Consider the following 18,238-nt stretch of genomic DNA (forward strand, 5'->3'; position numbering starts at 1 on the left):
TCGCCCACCAGTGGCCGCGGGGCAGGCCGGCTTCCTCGGCCACCTGGCGTTGGGCAGGAGCGCCCGGCCGCTAGCGGCGTGCCAGGCCGTCGACCATCAACGCGAGCGTGAAGTCGAACCGGTCGTGGTCCTCACCCGCGGTGAGCTCGGCGGCATGGCGGGTGGTGTGGGGGAAGGTCTCGGCAGGCAGGGCCGTGAACCGGCGGAGCAGTTCATCGCGGTCGAGGACCCACGCAGCGTCATCCCGCGCTGATCGCCGGCGCGCGATCGACATCTCGAGGCAGTAGGCGGCCACGTACAGCAGGAGGGCGTCGATGGCCCAGGCCGCGGTCTGCGGGGCGACGCCACCGGCGAGCAGGATCGCCAGCATTCCTTCGCTGACGCGCAGGATCTCGAGGTCGGTGGGGGCCATGGCGAGCGCGGCGCGGGAGATTCCGGGGTACTTCAGGTACTGGTCGCGCATCTGGGCGCATACGCCGCGGATCTGGTCCCGCCAGGCCACGGGGTCGGGCTCGGGCAGGACGAGTTCGGCGCACAGCCGCCCGATGAGCAGCTCGTCGAGGTCGGCCTTGTTGACCACATGGGCGTAGAGCGAGGCGGGCCCGGTGTCGAGCGCACCGGCCAGTCGGCGCATGGTCAGCGCCTCATAGCCCTCCGTGGCGACGACATCCAGGGCGGTGTCGATGACCTGCTCCACGGTGATCGGGGCCGTGCGGCGCCGCGGCCCGGGGGCGGCTTCGGCGTCGGGGTTCGGCGGCTGGTGGCGCGCCGCGCGTCGCTCTCTCGGGTTCACCCGGCCCATCATAGCTTGACACGAACACTGTTCGTACATAGAACACTGTTCGTGACAGTGGATGTGAACCAGGACATGGACGTGACCGTGGTCGGAGCCGGGCCGGTGGGTCTCGTGCTCGCCGCGGAGCTGGCGCTCTCCGGGGCGAGGGTGCAGATACTCGAGCGGCTGGCCGAGCCGAGCGAGGCGATGAAGGCGGGGGCGATCAACGTGCCGACGGCCGAGGCGCTCGACCGCCGCGGCCTGCTGCCCGCCGCCGAACAGGTGCAGCGGGAGATGCTGGAGCGGGTGGGGTCGTTCGCCCGTACGGCCGACAACCAGCCGCCCGGTGGCGGCCGGCCCGCGCCCGGGTCGCGGTTCACCGGACATTTCGCCGGAATGGTCCTCGACGCCGACCTCGTGGACTGGTCCGATCCCGACCTCGCCGCCCACACCGCGGTCGACGGAGGCAAGCTGGTGCCGCAGCGCGAACTGGAGGAACTGCTGGCCGGACATGTCGCGCGACTCGGCATACCGGTGTGTCGCGGGGTGGCGGTCACCGCACTCGAAGACACCGGCGACGGCGTGCTCGTCGGCACCACCGCCGGACCGGTGCGCACCGGGTGGCTGGTCGGATGCGACGGCGGGCGCAGCGCCGTACGCCGCCTCGCGGGCATCGACTTCCCCGGCACCGGCCCCGAACTCACCGGACACCTGGCCGTCGCCGACATCGCCGACGCTTCGATGCTCGCCGACGGATGGGTGTGGTCGACCCGGGGGGCGTACCGCTACGGGCCACAGCCCGGGCGAGTGGTCACCGTGGAGTTCGACGGCCCTCCCGCCGACCTCCCCCACGCTCGGCTTCGCTCGCGCGGGGGGACCCCCCTGGCGCCGGTCACCCTCGAGGACGTGCAGACCAGTCTGCGCCGGGTCTCGGGCACCGACGTCACGCTGACCGCGCTGCGCGGCGCCGCGACCCGCTGGACCGACAACGCCCGCCAGGCCGCCACCTATGCGGCGGGGCGGGTGCTGCTGGCCGGCGACGCCGCGCATGTGCACTCGCCGTTCGGCGGTCAGGGGCTCAACCTCGGGGTCGGCGACGCGATGAACCTCGGGTGGAAGCTCGGCGCCGTGGTCGCCGGATGGGCACCCGAAGGGCTGCTCGACACGTACGACGCCGAGCGGCGTCCGCTTGGCGCCTGGGTGCTGGACTGGACGCGCGCCCAGATCGGGGTGATGCGCGGGGACGCCAAATCGGCCGCGCTCCGGGAGGTCGTCGCCGATCTGCTCAGCACCCGGGAGGGCGCGACCTACGCGGTCAAGAAGATCTCCGGTGTCACGCAGCGCGTCGACCTGCCCGGCGACCATCCGCTGATCGGCCGGTACGTCCCCGACCTGCGACTGAGGGACGGCTCCCGGCTGGTCGACCACGGTCACGGCGGCGGGTTCCTGCTGCTCGACCGCACTCCGGACGGCACGTTCGCCCGCCGCGCCTCGGCCTGGGCCGGGCGGGTGAGCTTCGTGCGCGACGACCACGCGACGCCGGCCGGGGTGTTGGTACGCCCGGACGGAGTCGTCGCCTGGGCCACCGACACCACCGACCTCGCCGCCGTCACCGGCCTCGAAGCCGTCACCGGCCTCGAAGCCGCCCTGCACCGATGGACCGGCGCGCCGACGTGCTCGCCCGAGGGCGAGGCGGTGGAGCCGGTGGGGTGAGCCGCTGTCGTTCGGCTGACGTGCCCGTCGCGGACGGGCGCGGTCGCGGGGGCCGGGCGCGGTCGCCAGAGCCTGGCCCGGTCGCGGGACGTCGCGTGGGCAACGTTCTCGCAACGTGGCGAGGGGTTCGCTGGTGGGCTTGGCCCCTGACCGCTCGGTGAGCATGATCGGAGAGGGATCGCCCATGGAACGCATCGCGCTGACCCCGGCCGCGGCCGACCTGATCCGCCAACTACGAGCGGAGCACGGCCCGTTGATGTTCCACCAGTCGGGCGGCTGCTGCGACGGCAGCGCGCCGATGTGCTATCCGCTCGGCGAGTTCCGTACGGGCGGGTCGGATGTGCTGCTCGCGGAGCTGGAGGTGGACGGGGTCGAGGAGCCGGTGGGCTTCTGGATGTCGGCCTCGCAGTTCGAGCGGTGGGCGCATACGCATCTCACGGTGGACGTGGTGCCGGGGCGCGGCAGCGGCTTCTCCCTGGAGGCACCGGAGGGGGTGCGCTTTCTGATCCGCTCACGGCTGCTGGACGACGCGGCGAGCTGAGCCCGGCGCGGCGTCTGCCGGGGGGCGTGGCCTGCGCTCCATGTTCACCTGCGGTGCGCGGGGTTTGCCGGGGGGGGCGTGGCATACGCGAAACGTCACCTGCGGTGCGCGGCGTCTACAGGGCGCGCCACCTGCACGGCACATCGCCCGCAAGGAACGTCGCCCGCACGACGCACCGCCTGCGGGGCGCATCACCTTCAGGAGCGCAACGTCTGCGGGGCGCGTTACCTGCGAGGCGCCGCGTCTGCGGGGCTCATGGCCTGCGGGCAGATCGCCCGCGTGGAACGTCCCCTGCGGGGCGCGCCACCTGCGCCACGCATCGCCTACGCAGCGCGGGACCTACCGGCGCATCCTCTGCGGGGCACACCGCCCGCGCAGCGCATCGCCCGCGCAGCGCATCGCGGCCTCAGCTCGCGTCGGCCAGTGCCAGGGTGTGCAGTCGCTCGGGCGGGCCCGGGCGGGCGTAGTACCAGCCCTGGGCGGTGTCGCAGCCCAGGCCCCGTAGATGCTCGGCCTGTACGGCCGTCTCCACGCCCTCGACCGTCACCGCGAGGTCCAGCGTGTGGGCGAGCGAGACGATGCCCTCGACGATCTTGACGTCGACCGGATCGGCCGGGGCGCGCTGCATGCCCCGGGTGAAGGAACGGTCCAGCTTGAGCGTGGAGACCGGAAGCCGGCGCAGATACGAAAGGTTGGAGTAGCCGGTGCCGAAGTCGTCCAGGGCGATGTCGACGCCGAGGTCGGCGAGTTGCCGCAGAGGCCGCAGGGCGCTCTCGTCGGCGCCGATGAGGTCGTTCTCGGTGACCTCCAGGCACAGCGCGCTGGGGCACAGTCCGGCGTTTTCCAGGACCGCCACCGTGTCCGAGACCAGCGTGGGGTGGCTTAGCTGACACGGCGAGAGATTGACGTTGACGCGCAGCGGCTCGCCGTCCTCCTCGTCGGCGTCGCGCCACTCCCGCGCCTGCCGGGCGGCCTGTTCCAGCACCCAGCGGCCGAGCGGGACGATCAGCCCGGTGTCCTCGGCGAGCGGGATGAACTGGTCGGGGCCGAGCACCCCGTGCACCGGATGCAGCCAGCGTACGAGCGCCTCCGCACCGCGCACGGTGCCGTCGGTGAGCCGTACCAGCGGCTGGTACTCGATGAAGAACTCGCCCTTCTCCAGGGCTGAGGGCAGTCCGTTGGTGAGGCTGTGGCGGGCGATCACCCGGGCGTTGGAGTCGGCGTCGGCGATCTCATAGCGATTGCCGCCCGCGGCCTTGGCCCGGTACATCGTGATGTCGGCGCTGCGCAGCACCTCGGCCCGGCCGATCTCCCCCGCCCGGCCGTCGACCACGCCGATGCTGGCCCGTACCCGCAGCTCACGGCCCTCGACCCGGACGGGTTCGGCGAGCGCGGCGAGCATCCGGCGGGCCAGCCCGGCGCCGTCGGTCTGCGCCGCGGGGCCGGTGACCAGGGCGAGGAACTCATCGCCGCCGACCCGGGCGATCAGCTCGGCGGGAGTTTTCACGCAGTTCTGGAGGCGCTTGGCGACGGCCTTGAGCATCCGGTCACCGGCGACGTGCCCGAGGCTGTCGTTGACGGCCTTGAAGCCGTCCAGGTCCAGGTAGCACACGCCGAACCGCTCGGCGTCCGCGCCCGCGGCCAGCATCTGGTCCAGCCGCTCCAGGAACAGGGCGCGGTTGGGCAGTCCGGTCAGCTCGTCGTGGGTGGCCTCGTAGCGCAGCCGCTCCCGCAACTGCCGGTGCTCGGTGATGTCCTCGGCGAGGGCGAGCTGATACTGCGGGGCGCCGCTGGAGTCGCGCAGCAGGGTGACCGTGAGATTGGTCCACAGCTCGCTGCCGTCGTCGCGGTAGTGCGGCTTCTCGATGCGGAAGTGGTCGCGCTCCCCGTTGACCAGCTCGCGGTAGAGCTCATGGGCACCCGGTACGTCGTCGGGGTGGACGAATTCGGTGACGTTGCGGCCGGGGCGGAAGAAGTCCATCCCGCCGAACATCCTGGCCATGGCGTCGTTGACGACGAGCACCTCGCCGTCGAGTCCGGCGATGCCCACGCCGATGACCGCACCCTCGAAGACGGCCTGGAACTTGGCCTCGCTCGCGTGCAGCGCCTTCTCGGCCTCGGTCCGGGCGGCCAGCGCGGCCCGCGAGATGGCCTCCTGCTCATCGCGCTCGCACTTGCGCAGCTCGCGGACGAACCCGGCGGCGAGGGCGTGCTGCAACCGCACACAGCGGGCGCGCGCCTCCTCCTCGGACAGGGGCTCGTCCTCCTCGGACAGGGGCTCGCCCTCCTCGGCCAGGGGCTCGTGGCCGGGCGCGGCGGGCAGTTCGGCGGAGGACGGATGCCCGGTGGGCGACGAGCAGGACACCAGGTGCGCGTCGATGACGCCCAGGATGGCGGGCAGCGCCTCGGGCTCGGTGCACTGGGCGTTCACCAGCGCGGCCCCGACCGCGTACGCCGCCTCGGTGTCGAAGGGAGAGCCGCACAGGGCGGCGCTCAACCGGTGGGCCAGCGGCAGCAGATAGACCTCGAACTCGTCGGGGGTCATCGTCGTGGTCGCCAGCGGGTGGACGGCCCGGCACCAGATGCCCGCGAACCGCCTCAGCGCATCGTTCTCCGTGGGGGCGAGGTGCCCGGCGGCGTCCCCGGCGCCGCGGTCACATCTCGGCCCGCCCGATTCGGAGGTCATATCGCGCGCTCCCCGGGGCAGCCGCCATGGGCTGTGTCCCTGTCGCGTGCCGCGTCCTCGCCTGTGGCGTCGATGCCCTCCGGCCGCCAGGCGGCTTCCACGTCCTGCACTTCCTTCGCCCTCTTCCGGCTTCCGGGGCCGCCCTCGGGTCGTCCGCGTCCTCGGGGAAGTTGAGCACGACGAAGAGCGGCACGGCAACCCGCTGCTGAGGCGAGATTACTGATCAACCGTTCGATAAGGAAAGGAAAAACGGAAAACTGTAATCCGGATCTGATCATGGCGACGTGCGACACCGGAGGATGCCGGGCACCTGTCACCGGCATCTGCCAGCGGCTCGAACCCCGCGCTGACCTCGACCCTCCAGAGGGCGGGCCATTGAAAGCGGAGCCGCTGAGCCCTTCAGGATCCCGTCTTCTGACGCGCCGCCAACCTTGCCCGTGGACAGTCGAATTGGGAAATCCATTACGTCCCCGCGCTCCGCCGCCGCACCGGGCGAGGAGACGGGAGACACGCCCTCCCGGCCCGTCCGCTCCCCCTCCGGGCCCGTCCCCTGCGCCCAGGAGATCGAAATGCGTGCACCATTTTCACCCTCATGCGGTGAATTGCCATGAAGTGGGTACTCGCCCGGGCGGATCTCCCCGAGGAGGCATGAGGAGGCATCTCAAGGAGGCATCTCCAGAAGCCATCTCGAGGAGGCATGAGGACGCACAGGACACATGAGGACGCACGGAGTGACTCAATGGCCCCACCAGGTGTCGCCCACGATCTGCTGCTGCACCGCTGTCTGACCCTGTTCACCAGCTTCGACGGGATCGACGGGACCGACGGGAGCGACGGGAGCGACAGCCAGGACGGGGCAGAGATACTGCGCCGGGCGATGGCCCAGGTCGGCGCGGTCGGGACCGGCCGCGCCGAGGCGGGATACCTACGGCTCGGCGAGGGTCTGGTCCGCTGTCCGCACGACGGCCGGCGCGCCACCGAGGCCCTGGACGCGCAGGTGAGGGAGCTGGCCGGACGGGACGGGCCGGTGCGGCTCCCCCGGCGGGCCTGGGGCTGGGCATTCGGGCTGCGCGAACCCGGCGGGCCGCGCGCACCGGGCACACCACATGCACCAGGCACACCACACGCACCGGGCACACCACACGCGCCCGACGATCCCCATGCGCCGGACGGCCTGCACGGCGCCCTGGTCGTGAGCTACCGCGACCGGCCCGGCGAGGACGAACGGCTGCTGCTCACCCTGCTCGTACGGCAGACCGCCGCGGCCCTGTCCGCCGCCGCCGCGCACCGCCGCGAGCGCGCCCAGGCCCTGGAGCTGCGCCGGGCATGGGACGAGCGGGAGGCGATACGGCGGCGGCTGGACGCCTCGCTGACCGATCTCTCCCAGTTGCGGGAGGTGCATGACGCCCTCGCCCGCTCGGCCGCAAACGGTGCCGGCGAGGACGGGATCGTCCGGACGCTGTACCGGATCACCGGGCTGGCGGCCGCCGCCGAGGACCGGTTCGGCAACCTCCGGGCCTGGGCGGGCCCCGGCCGCCCGGACCCCTACCCCAAGCCCGATCCGGCACAGCGCGAGGGGCTGCTGCGGGAGGCCGCCCGCCGGGCGCGCCCGGTGCGGGTACGGGACCGGCTGGTCGCGGTGGCGGATCCGCGTGGCGAGGTGCTGGGCGTGCTGTTCCTGGTGGACCCGGACGGCCGGGCCGATGAGCGGGCGGGGCGCGCGCTGGAGCACGCCGCGTCCTCGCTCGGCCTGGAGCTGGCCCATCTGCGCGAGCTGGCCGAGGTGGAGCTGCGGCTGCGGCGGGAGCTGGTCGACGATCTGCTCTCGGGCGCGGACGACACCAGTGCGTACGCCCGGGCGGAGGCGGTCGGCCACGATCTGCACGGTCCGCACCATGTGATCGTGGTGCGCTGGAGCGACCGCCCGGCCGACGATGTGTTCCTCAAATCCGTGAGCCGGGCGGCCACGGGCATGGGCCTGCGGATCCTGCCCGCCCTGCGCTCGGACGCGGCGGTCCTGGTGGCCCAGAACGCACCGGGCGAGCGGTCGCTGCACTCGGCGCTGAGCCGTGAGCTCGGCACGGACAGCGGGGCGATCGGGGTGGGCGCCGCCTGCGACACCCCGCACGAGGTGCCCCGCTCGTACCAGGAGGCGCTGCGGGCGCTGGAGGTGCGCCGCCGTTCCAACAGCGCGAGCGGCATGACGTTCTACGACGACCTGGGGCTGTACCGGATTCTGCGCACCGGGAGCGACCACCGGGAGGTCGAGCGGTTCGTCCGGGAGTGGCTGGGCCCGCTGCTGGACTACGACGCCCTGCACCGCACCGACCTGGTGGAGACCCTCTCCCAGTACTTCGACCGCGGCGGCAACTACAGCGAGACGGCCGAGGCGCTCGTGATCCACCGCTCGACCCTGCGCTACCGGCTCCAGCGCATCCGCGAGATCAGCGGAAGCGATCTCGCGGACGTGGACAGCAGGCTCAACCTCCAGGTGGCCACCCGCATTTGGAAGGTCATGCGCGGCGGCCCCCAGTGAGCGCGGTGCCACCGGGCACCCGTGACCGACGCGACGGCACCACACGACGAGGCGGGATGGCGATGGGCGACAGATACGCGAGCGTGGCGGGCACCCTGCTCGACCAGCAGGGCACGACCTTCGCCACGCAGGCCGGGATCAAGCTCCGCGACACCCCGGGCCCGCTCTACCAGCTCCTCGTACTCGCGCATCTGCTGTCCGCGCGGATCAGCTCCGATATCGCCGTCGTCGCCGCCCGCGCCCTCTTCGACGCCGGGATGCGCGATCCGCGGCGGATGGCGGAGGCCACCTGGCAGCAGCGGGTCGACGCACTGGGCGAGGGCGGCTACCGGCGTTACGACGAGCGGACCGCCACCCAGCTCGGCGAGGCGGCCGAGCTGGTGAACCGCGAGTACGGGGGCGATCTGCGGCGGATGCGCGAGGCCGGGGACCCGAAGAAGCTGCTGGCGGAGATCAAGGGCATCGGGCCCGCCGGGGTGAACATCTTCCTGCGCGAGGCGCAGGGCGTCTGGCCGGAGTTCGCCCCGTACTTCGACCGCAAGGCGCTGGAGGGCGCCGAGCGCGTCGGGCTGCCGAAGAGCGCGGGGGCGCTGGGGCGGCTGGTGGCCGAGAAGGACCTGCCCCGGCTGGCCGCGGCCCTGGTCCGCGTCGCGCTCCACGCGGACGCCGCCCGGGAGGTGCGCGCCGCAGCGTGACGCGTTCAGTCCGCCACCTGATGCGCCACGTAACACGTTCAGCCTCCGCGCAACACGTTCAGGTCAGGAACTGCGAGCACTGGTAAGGGCCGTACGTCCGCTCGCCGTTGTCCAGGGAGACCCGGACGTCGTCGGGCCGGATCGCCTCGTCCCGGTGCAGGTAGGACTGGGCGCGGGCGAGGGTGCACACGAGCTGGCCGTTGGGCAGCCGGTCGCGTGGGCTGTCGAAGGAGGCGCCGGGCGCGTGGAGGGTGATCCGGTGGCCCGTGCCGCTGGTCGAGTACGAACCGAGCTGGACGAGGTTGACGAGCCCCCGCTCCTCGGCCCAGGCCGGCATGTCGGCGAGCAGCTTGAGAACGCCGCCGAGCCCCTGGAGGGAGATCCCGGGGCGGGTGACGCCCTGGAGCCCGGAGCCGCGGACGTAGTAGATCCGCAGATCCTTGGTGAGCCCGTGCGCGGGCTCACCGCCGTCCACCACCCCGGTGGGCCGCACCCCGCAGCCGGCCGTCACCAGGGCGAGGACCAGGGCCGCTGCCACTGCCCCTGCCACCGTACGGAAGCGGCTCATCGCGCCCCACCGCCCGCCGCCGTCTCCCGTCCGGCACCGTCCTGCCCGCCGGGTTGCCGCGGGTGGCGGGGCAGCCGCAGGGTGAACACGGCTCCGCCGCCCTCCTCGGCGGGCCGGTTGGCCGCCTCGATCGTGCCGCCGTGCAGCCGGGCGTTCTCCAGCGCGATGGCGGTGCCGAGGCCGCTGCCCTCCGAGCGGGTCCGGGCGGTGTCCGCCTTGTAGAAGCGGTCGAAGACCTGGTCGAGGGCGTCGGGCGGCAGCCCCGGCCCCCAGTCGGTGACCTCCACCGTCACCCCGTCCGCGGTGGCGGACAGGGTGACCGTCACCGGCGGCGCACCGTGCCGCAGCGCGTTGCCCACGAGATTGGCCACGGCCACGTCCACCCGCCGCCGGTCCACCACCGCCCGTATCCCCTCCGGGAGCCGCGCCGCCACCTGGCCGGTCCAGCCGCGCAGTTCCAGCGTGCCGCGGACGGTCAGGCCGAGGTCGGTCTCGGCCGCGTCGAGCCGCGCCGCGCCCGAGTCGAAGCGGGACATCTCCATGAGGTCCTCCACCAGTCGGGCCAGCCGCGCCGTCTCGTCGCTGACGGTACGGGCGGCGCGGGCGGCGTCCGTGGGCAACTGGGCCGCGTCCTCGTCGAGCACGGTCGTCACCATCGTCATGGCGGCCAGCGGGGTGCGCAGCTCGTGCGAGACATCGGCGACGAACCGGCGCGCCCTGGCCTCCTGGTCGCGCAGATCGGTCACCGAGGCCCGCAACGCGTCGGCCGTGGTGTTGAAGTCGGCGGCGAGACGGGCGAGTTCATCACGGCCCTTGACCTCCGCCCGTGAGTCGAGGTCGCCGTCGGCCAGCCGCCGGGTGGCCCGCCCCAGCTCGCGCACCGGCCGCAGTACGGTCCCGGCGGCGAGCAGGGCGAGCAGCGCGGCGAGGCCGAGCACCGGAGGCAGTCCGCCGCGCACCGAGTCCAGCAGGGCGTCGGTGTGCTCCTGCTCCGCCAGCAGGGAGGTGACGGCGAACACTTCGAGCCCGGAGACCCGGCCGCCGTCGTAGGTGACGGGGGTGCCGACCACCAGATACGGCCGGCCCCGGTACTCCACGCGCTGGAAGCGGGTGCGGCCCGAGGAGCGGACCGAGGCGCGCAGTTCGGGGGTGATCCGGGTGCGGTCCGCCAGGCCGTCGGAGGACGCGGTGAGGTCCTGGTAGCGGGTGACGACGAGGGGGGCGCCGGAGAGCCCGGAGGAGACCGAGTCGGCCATGGCGGTCAGCGTGCGGACATCGGGTGGCATGTCGAAGTCGGGGGCGACGCTGTCGACGCGGTCCCGGACATCGGTCTGGAAGGCGTCCTGGGTGCGGGCGAGCACGGCGGTGCGCGATTCGCGGTAGGCGAGCGCGGTGGCGGTCACGGTGCTGATCAGCGCGACGAGGACGAAGGCGATGAGGAGCCGGGTGCGCAGCCCGCCCAGGCGGGGGCGGAAGCGCTTCAGCGGCCGGAGGCGCTTCTGCGGCCGGAGGCGCTTCATATCGGACCGAACCGGTAGCCGAAGCCGCGCACCGTCTGGATGTAGCGGGGCCGGGCGGGCACCTCCTCGATCTTCGCGCGCAGCCGTCCCACCGCGGCGTCGACCAGCCGTGAGTCCCCGAGGAAGGAGTGGTCCCACACCGAGAAGAGCAGTTGCTCGCGGCTGAAGACCCGGCCCGGCGAGGCGGACAGCTCGAGCAGCAGCCGCAGTTCGGTCGGTGGCAGCGGGACGGGGGTGCCGTCGCGGCTGACGGTCAGCCCCGCCCGGTCGATGACCAGACCGGCGTGGACCTCGCCGGGCCGCCGCGGTACGGGGTCGGCACGCCGCAGCGCCGCCTTGATCCGGGCCTCCAGTACGGGCGCGGTGACCGGTTTGACCACGTAGTCGTCGGCTCCGGCCGCCAGACCGCCGACGATGTCCGTATCGTCGCCGCGCGCGGTCAGCATGATCACGGGCATGGTGGAGCGGGCCCGGATCCGGCGGCAGACCTCGAAGCCGTCCATACCGGGCAGCATCAGATCGAGCACCGCGAGTTCGACGGCCGTCCCCGCCGTCTCGGCGGCGGCGTCGAGCAGCGCGAGGGCCTCTTCGCCGGTGGCGGCGACCGACACCTGATAGCCATGGCGGCGCAGCACGAGCTCCATTCCATCCCGTACGGAGGCGTCGTCCTCGATGAGCAGTACATGCGGCATGCGGCGATTATGACCCAGGAATTCTCTGGAATCCGCTGGTCAGGCCGGTGAATCAAAGGCGGGTGGGCTTTGTTACACATCCATCATGTGCTCATGGACGGGCCATCATGTGATCGCCGGAAGGTGATCGGCATGACACACCACACCACGTCCCGCGCCGCCTTCCGGCGCACGCTGGCCGCCCTCGCCGCGCTGCCCGTTCTGGCCCTCGCGGTGGGCTGCGGCGGTGACGGCGATTCCGCCACCAGGGTGGAGGGGGTGGCCTCCGCCCCGGGCGGGAAGACCGGCGACTCGAAGGACTCCGGCGGCGGCTCGAAGGATTCCGGCGGCGGCTCCGCCAAGGGCAAGAGCGCCTTCTACGACGCGCAACTCGACTATGTGCGCTGTATGCGCGCCAAGGGCGGGGCCAAGGACTTCCCCGACCCCAAGCTCAGTGGCCATCTCGACTGGGACAAGATCAACGAACTCGAGGACCCCACCGGCACCGGCGAGGTGACCAAGGGCGGCAAGGACGGAGTCTGTGCCGACGAGTTGCGCAAGGCGATGCGGCTCGAGCCCGAGCGGGACGCGCAGAAGGACTACGAGTCCATGCTCGCGCACGCCACCTGCATGCGGGACCACGGCGTATCGGAGTTCCAGAACCCCACCATGTCCGCGGGCAACGCGATACCCGGCGGTGAACCGGACCCGACGAACCCCCGTATCGACACCGAGTCCTCGGTGTACAAGCAGGCGCGTGAGGCGTGCAAGGACAAGCTGCTCGACGGTCTGGACGGTATGCAGTGAGGCGTCGTACCGCATGGATCGCGGGGGGCGCCGTCGCCGCCGCGGCGACCGGCGCCGCCGCCCTGGCGCTCGGCGGCGGGGACGGGGCGGACGCCTCGTCCCGGGACGGTGACCGGCCCCCCGCCACGGCCAAGATCGTCCGTACCGATCTGGTTCAGAGCAAGACCGTCGACGGACAGCTCGACTACGCCCAGCGGCGCAAGGTGTCCTCCGCCGTCGACGGCACCGTGACCGTGGCGGCCAAGGCGGGCAGCACGGTCACCCAGGGGCAGGCGCTGTACGAGCTGAACGACAAGCCGGTCACCCTGCTGTACGGGCAGATCCCGATGTTCCGCGAGATGAAGCCCGGGGACCGCGGCTCCGATGTCCTGCAACTGGAGCGGAATCTGAGGGACTTGGGGTTCGGTGCCGGGCTGTACATCGATCCGCGCTATGACGCGGCGACCAAGGCGGCCGTCAAGAACTGGCAGAAGTCGCTCAACCGCACCCCCACCGGCACGGTGGGCAAGGGGGACGTGGTCTTCCAGCCGGACCGGGTGAAGGTCGTCTCCGCGAACGCCGCGGCCGCCGATCAGGTGGGCCCGGACACGCCGGTGCTCACCGTCGCCTCCACCAAGCCGGTGGTCCGGGCGGAGCTGGACCAGCAGGATGTGTCCCTCACCGCCAAGGGCACCACGGTGAAGGTGACGCTGCCCAGCGGACGGACCGAGCGCGGCTCGGTGTCCGGCACCGTCCGCCCCGAGCCCTCCGGGGACGGTGCGTCGGGCGGGGCACAGGACGGCATCACCGTGGAGGTCACCCTGGACGGCGGCCGTTCGGCCACCTCCGGGGAGGACAGCAAGGCGACGGTGAACGTGACCTTCGTCAGCGAGAGCCACGACAACGTGCTGGCCGTCCCGGTCGAGGCGGTGGTGGCGCTGCGCGGTGAGCACGGCGGCTACGGACTGGAGCTGGTGAACGGCGACACCACCCGGATGGTGCGGGTCGACACCGGGATGACGGCCGACGGGCAGATCGAGGTCAGCGGGGCCGGGCTGCGCGAGGGCATGACGGTGGGAGTGGCCGAGCAGTGACCGCCACCGCACCGCACCGCCCGGCGGCCGTGATCGAGCTGGTGGGCGCCACCAAGACGTATCCGGGCGAGGTCCACGCGCTGCGCGGGGTGGATCTGACCGTCGTCTCCGGTGAACTGCTGGCGATCGTCGGCCCGTCCGGCTCCGGAAAGTCGACCATGCTGAACATCATCGGCACCCTGGACCGCCCCACCACGGGCACGGTCCGGGTGGCCGGCCACGATGTGAACACGCTCTCCGACGCTCAGCTTTCCGCCCTTCGCGCCCGTCACATCGGCTTTGTCTTCCAGCACTTCCACCTCTCCCCCGGCCGGGACGCGGTGGACAACGTGGCGGACGGGCTGCTGTACGCGGGGGTGGGCCCGCGCGAGCGCAGAGCGCGGGCCCGCGCGGCGCTGGAGCGGGTGCGCCTCGGCCACCGGCTGGACCACCGGCCGCATGAGCTGTCCGGCGGTGAGAAGCAGCGCGTGGCCATCGCCCGGGCGCTGATCGGCGAGCCCGAACTGCTGCTCGCGGACGAGCCGACCGGCGCGCTCGACTCGGCGTCCGGGCAGCTCGTGCTGGAGCTGCTGCGGGAGCTGAACGCGGCGGGCACCACGGTGTGTGTCATCACCCATGACCACGAGATCGCCGACGCGCTGCCACGGCGGGTGCGCTTCCGTGACGGCGAGGTCGTCGCGGACTCCGGGACCGCCACGCCCGACACCGCCACCCGCGAGGTGAGGTCATGACCGGCCATAGGACCGCGGCAGCACGGACGTCCCGGGGCGGCCGCGGGCTGAAGCCCTCCCGGCTGGCCGCCGGTGACATCCTCCGCGTGGGCGCCGTAGGACTGCGGGCACGCCGGACCCGGGTGGTGCTGTCCGCCCTCGGAATCGCGATCGGCATCGCCACGATGGTGGCGGTAGTGGGTCTTTCCACCTCCAGCCGGGCCGATCTGATGGCCCGGCTGGACCGGCTGGGCACCAATCTGCTCACCGCCGAGGCCGGGGAGGACCCGCTGGGGAACGATGTCGTCCTGCCCAAGAACGCCGTCGCGATGGTCGAACGCATCGGCCCGGTGCGGCACGCCACGGCGACCGGCGAGGTGGACACCCGTATCCGGCGCAGCGATGTGGTGCCGGAGGAGCGAACGGCCGGGGTCACCACCCAGGCCGCCCGGCCCGATCTGCTGGCAGCGCTCGGCGCCGAGGTGGACCGGGGCGTCTGGCTGAACTCCGCCAATGAGCGGCTGCCGGTGACCGTGCTCGGCTCGATCGCCGCGAAACGGCTCGGGGTCACGGCTCCCGGCGAGAAGATCATGGTCAATGACCGCTATGTGGTCGTCGTGGGCATTCTCCGGCCGGTCGAGCTGGTCCCCACGCTGGACCGGGTGGCGATGGTCGGATTCCCGGCCGCCGAGCGGTACTTCGGCTTCAACGGCCACCCCACCACCATCTTCGAACGCTCCACGGACGCGTCGGTGGAGGATGTGGCGGCGGTACTGGCCCGGAGCGTCAACCCCGGCCATGAGGGCACCGTCAAGGTCTCACGGCCCTCCGACGCCCTGGAGGCGAAGGCGACCACCGACAAGGGGCTGACGGCGCTGATGCTCGGGCTCGGGGCCGTGGCGCTTCTGGTGGGCGGGGTCGGGGTGGCCAACACCATGGTCATCTCGGTGCTGGAACGCCGTCAGGAGATCGGTCTGCGGCGGGCGATCGGGGCCACCCGCGGTGCCATCCGGCTTCAGTTCCTCACCGAGTCACTGCTGTTGTCGGCGCTCGGCGGGCTGGTGGGGGTGGTGCTGGGCGCGGTGGCGACCTGGGCGTTCGCCCAGGCCCAGGGCTGGACGACGGTCATCCCGGCCTGGGCGGCGGCCGGTGGTTTCGGCGCCACGCTGGTCATCGGCATGCTCGCGGGGCTCTACCCCGCCATCCGCGCCTCGCGTCTCCATCCCACGGTGGCGCTCAACGCCTCCTGAACGCCTTATTCCGTCGCCCGGTGTATGCGTGGCGCCGCTCGGCTCCGTTCTCGGCGCCGCCACGCACACCGCGGATCGCCCTGGTCCGGATGGGCTGAATTCACTGCCTCCGGTGATTTCCAGCTCACCACGGGCACTGGGCTTCAATTCCTCAGCGATCTCCATGACTCGATTGTCGTAGAAATACCGCCCCGGGACGGCGTAACAGGACTTGGGTTCGGCCGGTTCCTCCCTCGCTGGAGCGGACCTTACCGTCCTCGCCGAAGTCGACCACGCCGCATGCTCTGGGGCCGGAAACCGGATAAGCGAACACCCGGGCACCCTGGACGCGGATAGTGTTCCGCAGTTGCGTGCCCCGTCCGGCGCCATGAAAATTATTGTCACCCAGGATCAGGGCGACGGACCGCTCCCCGATGAATTCCTCTGCATAAGCGAGTTCGAGTCCCCATGAGGAGCCATGTCCCCATGGGGAGCCATGTCCCCATGGGGAGCCTTCGCCGAGCAGGCAATAGACGGCATGAGTCGCTTGGACACTGCTGTGGTGATCACAGCCGAGCCGGGTCGGACTCACGGTGGCGCGACGGGGGCGTGGGAATTCTCCTCACGCCCCCGTATCCGCTACCAAGAACGACCAGCGGCTACCAGGGCCAATCGCCGCAGAGGGCGAAACCATCGCACTGGCTCGGCTCGGACCGGCGGTCGTCCAGGCTGCGGAGCAGCCGCTCCAGGTAGTCGTCCGGGGACTCGGCGGCGGCCGGGCTGTCCCATGAGGCATCCGGGCGGGCCCACGAGGCATCCGATTCCTCGGTGGCCTCCAGTTGTCTGGAAGCGTGCAGTTCTTTCGTCACGTCGCTCAACGTCGGGCCTTCCGTTCCGCGGAGCCGCTGGGGCTCGGATGGCGGCCCGGAAGGCCGAGCGTGCAGGTCGCGGAGACAACGGCCGTACGGGTGGCGGCGATCGGCGTGACGCCGCGCACGGAGATTCCGGCGGTCGCCAGCTCCGCGCCGAGCTCGTCCGGGCCCGGCAGGAAGCCCGAGCCGTTCGCCAGCCAGTCGATCGCGGAGGCGGCCTCCTCCGGCGACGGCGCACCCGGTGCCGTACCGGGCAGGAAGTCGTGCACCACGACCGGGTCGCCGTCCGCCAGCGCCGCCCGGACCCGGCCCAGCAGCTCCGCCCGCGCCGGGGCGTCGAGCAGATGCAGGACATGGGACAGCAGCGCGCAGTCGTGCCCCGCCGGGACGGGGTCGTCGCGCAACTCCCATGGCTCCAGCGCGATCCGGTCGTCCAGCCCGGCGTCCGCCACCGCGCGGGCGGTGTGCTCCAGCATCTCCCGGCGGTCGTACACGGTGGCTCTGAGACGCGGATACATCCGGCACAGCAGGATGGCGTAACCACCGCTGCCGCCCGCCAGATCGGCCAGATGGGCGCGGTCGCGCCACAGCGGCAGCCGGGCCAGATGTGGTGCGCTGGCCCGGGCGCCGCGCAGCATGGCCTCGGCCAGCGCGCCCACATAGCGGTCGTCGATCTCCGGCGGGCGGCGGTGCCCGCGCAGCGCGGCGACGATCCCGGTGGCGTTCAGATGGTCCCGGGTGGCCCATCCCTCGATGCGCAGCAGGGGCAGCGCCCCGCTCGTCACCTCGGCGCGAAGGGCCTCGTCGAGCGCGAAGTGATCACCATTCCGGGTGAGAATTCCATTCCATACCAGAACGGTGAGGAAATTATATGCCATGGTCCGGTCAATCTTGGCCCGGTCGGCGATCTCGGTCGGCGTCAGCGGTTCTCGCGCGAGTTCCGTGAGCAACCCCAGCTCGTCCGCGGCTTCGATCATGGCCAGAATCTTTCTGGCACGGACCAACTCATCCAGAGTGCGAATGCCAGCCTCCCCCGTAGTCCCCCGTAACTACACGGGAGAGTCTGTATCACCTAAAAATCCATGTCAAGGTCTTGGATGTCGACTGGAGATCGACAGAAGATCGGCTCCCGGCCGGGCCGTTCCAGCGTTATGTCTGTGCTCCGACAAGAAAGGGCTTCCCCGGGATGCCGCCCAGCTCAGCGCCCCACTGGAATAGAAAGTTCCGCTTCCGAAAGAAGGTTCAAATCTTTGGAAAGCCGGGGCCGCGACGCTCGACATTACCTCGATTTACGGCAGGTCGAGATCGCCGGTAACGCCCCCCCCCACCGGGCGATGACCGCGCTTTCTCCGGTACCGATCCGCAACGGTTTTACGCTATCGTCGCTCCGCCAGAACATTGACTGGCCGAATCGATCGAAGGAGTATTCCGGTGAGTGTGAAGTTTCTGGGTCTTCGAACGGTTGTCTACCCGGCGCGCGACCTGGAGGCCGCCAAGCTCTGGTGGAACTCGACCCTCGGTCATGAGCCCTACTTCGACGAGCCGTTCTATGTCGGATACGACGTCGGCGGCTACGAACTCGCGCTCGACCCCGACGGCGACCCCGACGAAGGCCCGATCGTCTACTGGGGTGTGGACGATGTGTCCGGCGCCGAGGCGCAGTTGCTCGCCGCGGGCTGCGAGTCCCGCTCGTCCTGCCGCGAGGTCGGCGGCGGCATCGAGGTCGCGGTCGTGCGCAACCCCACCGGCGATCTGATCGGCCTCATCCACAACCCGCACTTCCAGGCCGCGTGACCACACCCCGGGCCGGGCGTCGGCCGCGGCCGGCCGGGCGGCCGGGCG

The 18,238-nt window shown here is 71.8% G+C and carries 16 protein-coding genes; 9 read left to right on the forward strand and 7 right to left on the reverse strand.

The genetic code is table 11. From position 1 onward, the window contains the following. Positions 1-70: 70 nt before the first annotated feature. On the reverse strand, positions 71-802 hold the full coding sequence (locus KN815_RS11720) for a TetR/AcrR family transcriptional regulator C-terminal domain-containing protein (RefSeq protein ID WP_216341734.1): 732 nt from the start codon (positions 800-802) through the stop codon (positions 71-73). Positions 803-868: 66 nt separating this feature from the next. Between KN815_RS11720 and KN815_RS11725 the strand changes: the two genes are divergently transcribed. After that, positions 869-2,488 carry an FAD-dependent monooxygenase gene (locus KN815_RS11725; protein WP_216341735.1) on the forward strand — a complete coding sequence of 540 codons (1,620 nt, stop codon included), beginning with the start codon at positions 869-871 and terminating at the stop codon, positions 2,486-2,488. A gap of 184 nt (positions 2,489-2,672) precedes the next feature. Further along, entirely contained in the window at positions 2,673-3,029 is a 357-nt protein-coding gene (locus tag KN815_RS11730; RefSeq protein WP_253208904.1) for a DUF779 domain-containing protein, read from the forward strand. A 406-nt stretch (positions 3,030-3,435) separates the two neighbouring features. On the opposite strand, the gene KN815_RS11735 is transcribed toward KN815_RS11730, so the two are convergent. Beyond that, positions 3,436-5,715, reverse strand: a complete 2,280-nt coding sequence (locus tag KN815_RS11735; RefSeq protein ID WP_253208905.1) for a putative bifunctional diguanylate cyclase/phosphodiesterase — start codon at positions 5,713-5,715, stop codon at positions 3,436-3,438. Between the two features lie 739 nt (positions 5,716-6,454). Between KN815_RS11735 and KN815_RS11740 the strand changes: the two genes are divergently transcribed. Further along, positions 6,455-8,251, forward strand: coding sequence for a PucR family transcriptional regulator (locus KN815_RS11740; protein WP_216341722.1), 1,797 nt, complete (start codon positions 6,455-6,457; stop codon positions 8,249-8,251). Between the two features lie 56 nt (positions 8,252-8,307). Further along, positions 8,308-8,946 (forward strand): HhH-GDP family DNA glycosylase, encoded by a 639-nt coding sequence (locus KN815_RS11745; RefSeq protein ID WP_372458322.1) that lies wholly within the window; start codon positions 8,308-8,310, stop codon positions 8,944-8,946. Positions 8,947-9,004: 58 nt separating this feature from the next. Here the strand turns inward: KN815_RS11745 and KN815_RS11750 are convergent, their stop codons facing one another. From KN815_RS11750 to KN815_RS11760, 3 genes are read right to left on the reverse strand one after another with little or no spacing between them, the layout of a single operon-like run. Beyond that, complete coding sequence (locus tag KN815_RS11750) at positions 9,005-9,514, reverse strand: hypothetical protein (protein WP_216341724.1); 510 nt, start codon at positions 9,512-9,514, stop codon at positions 9,005-9,007. Then, positions 9,511-11,034 carry an ATP-binding protein gene (locus KN815_RS11755; protein WP_216341725.1) on the reverse strand — a complete coding sequence of 508 codons (1,524 nt, stop codon included), beginning with the start codon at positions 11,032-11,034 and terminating at the stop codon, positions 9,511-9,513. Before KN815_RS11755 ends, KN815_RS11750 begins: the two co-directional genes overlap by 4 nt. Further along, entirely contained in the window at positions 11,031-11,726 is a 696-nt protein-coding gene (locus tag KN815_RS11760; protein ID WP_216341726.1) for a response regulator, read from the reverse strand. Before KN815_RS11760 ends, KN815_RS11755 begins: the two co-directional genes overlap by 4 nt. Before the next feature lie 132 nt (positions 11,727-11,858). Between KN815_RS11760 and KN815_RS11765 the strand changes: the two genes are divergently transcribed. Genes KN815_RS11765 through KN815_RS11780 form a run of 4 tightly spaced genes read left to right on the forward strand, consistent with a single transcriptional unit; the run spans position 11,859 to position 15,545 of the window. Further along, on the forward strand, positions 11,859-12,512 hold the full coding sequence (locus KN815_RS11765) for a hypothetical protein (RefSeq protein WP_216341727.1): 654 nt from the start codon (positions 11,859-11,861) through the stop codon (positions 12,510-12,512). Then, on the forward strand, positions 12,509-13,585 hold the full coding sequence (locus KN815_RS11770) for an efflux RND transporter periplasmic adaptor subunit (RefSeq protein WP_216341728.1): 1,077 nt from the start codon (positions 12,509-12,511) through the stop codon (positions 13,583-13,585). Before KN815_RS11765 ends, KN815_RS11770 begins: the two co-directional genes overlap by 4 nt. Further along, positions 13,582-14,316, forward strand: a complete 735-nt coding sequence (locus KN815_RS11775) for an ABC transporter ATP-binding protein (RefSeq protein ID WP_216341729.1) — start codon at positions 13,582-13,584, stop codon at positions 14,314-14,316. The genes KN815_RS11770 and KN815_RS11775 overlap by 4 nt, the downstream gene beginning before the upstream one ends. After that, complete coding sequence (locus KN815_RS11780; RefSeq protein WP_216341730.1) at positions 14,313-15,545, forward strand: ABC transporter permease; 1,233 nt, start codon at positions 14,313-14,315, stop codon at positions 15,543-15,545. The genes KN815_RS11775 and KN815_RS11780 overlap by 4 nt, the downstream gene beginning before the upstream one ends. A 638-nt stretch (positions 15,546-16,183) precedes the next feature. Here KN815_RS11780 and KN815_RS11785 read toward each other — a convergent pair. Further along, entirely contained in the window at positions 16,184-16,393 is a 210-nt protein-coding gene (locus KN815_RS11785) for a hypothetical protein (RefSeq protein ID WP_216341731.1), read from the reverse strand. A gap of 5 nt (positions 16,394-16,398) precedes the next feature. Continuing rightward, the gene (locus tag KN815_RS11790) at positions 16,399-17,373 is read right to left on the reverse strand and encodes a methyltransferase (RefSeq protein ID WP_216341732.1); all 975 of its coding nucleotides are present in this window, start codon (positions 17,371-17,373) and stop codon (positions 16,399-16,401) included. 454 nt (positions 17,374-17,827) lie between these two features. Between KN815_RS11790 and KN815_RS11795 the strand changes: the two genes are divergently transcribed. Continuing rightward, positions 17,828-18,190 carry a VOC family protein gene (locus tag KN815_RS11795; protein ID WP_216341733.1) on the forward strand — a complete coding sequence of 121 codons (363 nt, stop codon included), beginning with the start codon at positions 17,828-17,830 and terminating at the stop codon, positions 18,188-18,190. Positions 18,191-18,238 lie beyond the last annotated feature (48 nt).

Origin of the sequence: Streptomyces niphimycinicus (assembly GCF_018883605.1) — a bacterium.
Classification (GTDB): Bacteria; Actinomycetota; Actinomycetes; order Streptomycetales; family Streptomycetaceae; genus Streptomyces; species Streptomyces niphimycinicus.

Excerpts from the sequence above, each read along its gene's own strand:
- KN815_RS11780 (WP_216341730.1), top strand. The coding sequence starts at position 14,313 with ATGACCGGCCATAGGACCGCGGCAGCACGGACGTCCCGGGGCGGCCGC.
- KN815_RS11755 (WP_216341725.1), bottom strand. The coding sequence starts at position 11,034 with ATGAAGCGCCTCCGGCCGCAGAAGCGCCTCCGGCCGCTGAAGCGCTTC.
- KN815_RS11765 (WP_216341727.1), top strand. The coding sequence starts at position 11,859 with ATGACACACCACACCACGTCCCGCGCCGCCTTCCGGCGCACGCTGGCC.
- KN815_RS11720 (WP_216341734.1), bottom strand. The coding sequence starts at position 802 with ATGGGCCGGGTGAACCCGAGAGAGCGACGCGCGGCGCGCCACCAGCCG.
- KN815_RS11730 (WP_253208904.1), top strand. The coding sequence starts at position 2,673 with ATGGAACGCATCGCGCTGACCCCGGCCGCGGCCGACCTGATCCGCCAA.
- KN815_RS11760 (WP_216341726.1), bottom strand. The coding sequence starts at position 11,726 with ATGCCGCATGTACTGCTCATCGAGGACGACGCCTCCGTACGGGATGGA.
- KN815_RS11745 (WP_372458322.1), top strand. The coding sequence starts at position 8,308 with ATGGCGATGGGCGACAGATACGCGAGCGTGGCGGGCACCCTGCTCGAC.
- KN815_RS11750 (WP_216341724.1), bottom strand. The coding sequence starts at position 9,514 with ATGAGCCGCTTCCGTACGGTGGCAGGGGCAGTGGCAGCGGCCCTGGTC.
- KN815_RS11735 (WP_253208905.1), bottom strand. The coding sequence starts at position 5,715 with ATGACCTCCGAATCGGGCGGGCCGAGATGTGACCGCGGCGCCGGGGAC.
- KN815_RS11790 (WP_216341732.1), bottom strand. The coding sequence starts at position 17,373 with ATGATCGAAGCCGCGGACGAGCTGGGGTTGCTCACGGAACTCGCGCGA.
- KN815_RS11725 (WP_216341735.1), top strand. The coding sequence starts at position 869 with ATGGACGTGACCGTGGTCGGAGCCGGGCCGGTGGGTCTCGTGCTCGCC.
- KN815_RS11740 (WP_216341722.1), top strand. The coding sequence starts at position 6,455 with ATGGCCCCACCAGGTGTCGCCCACGATCTGCTGCTGCACCGCTGTCTG.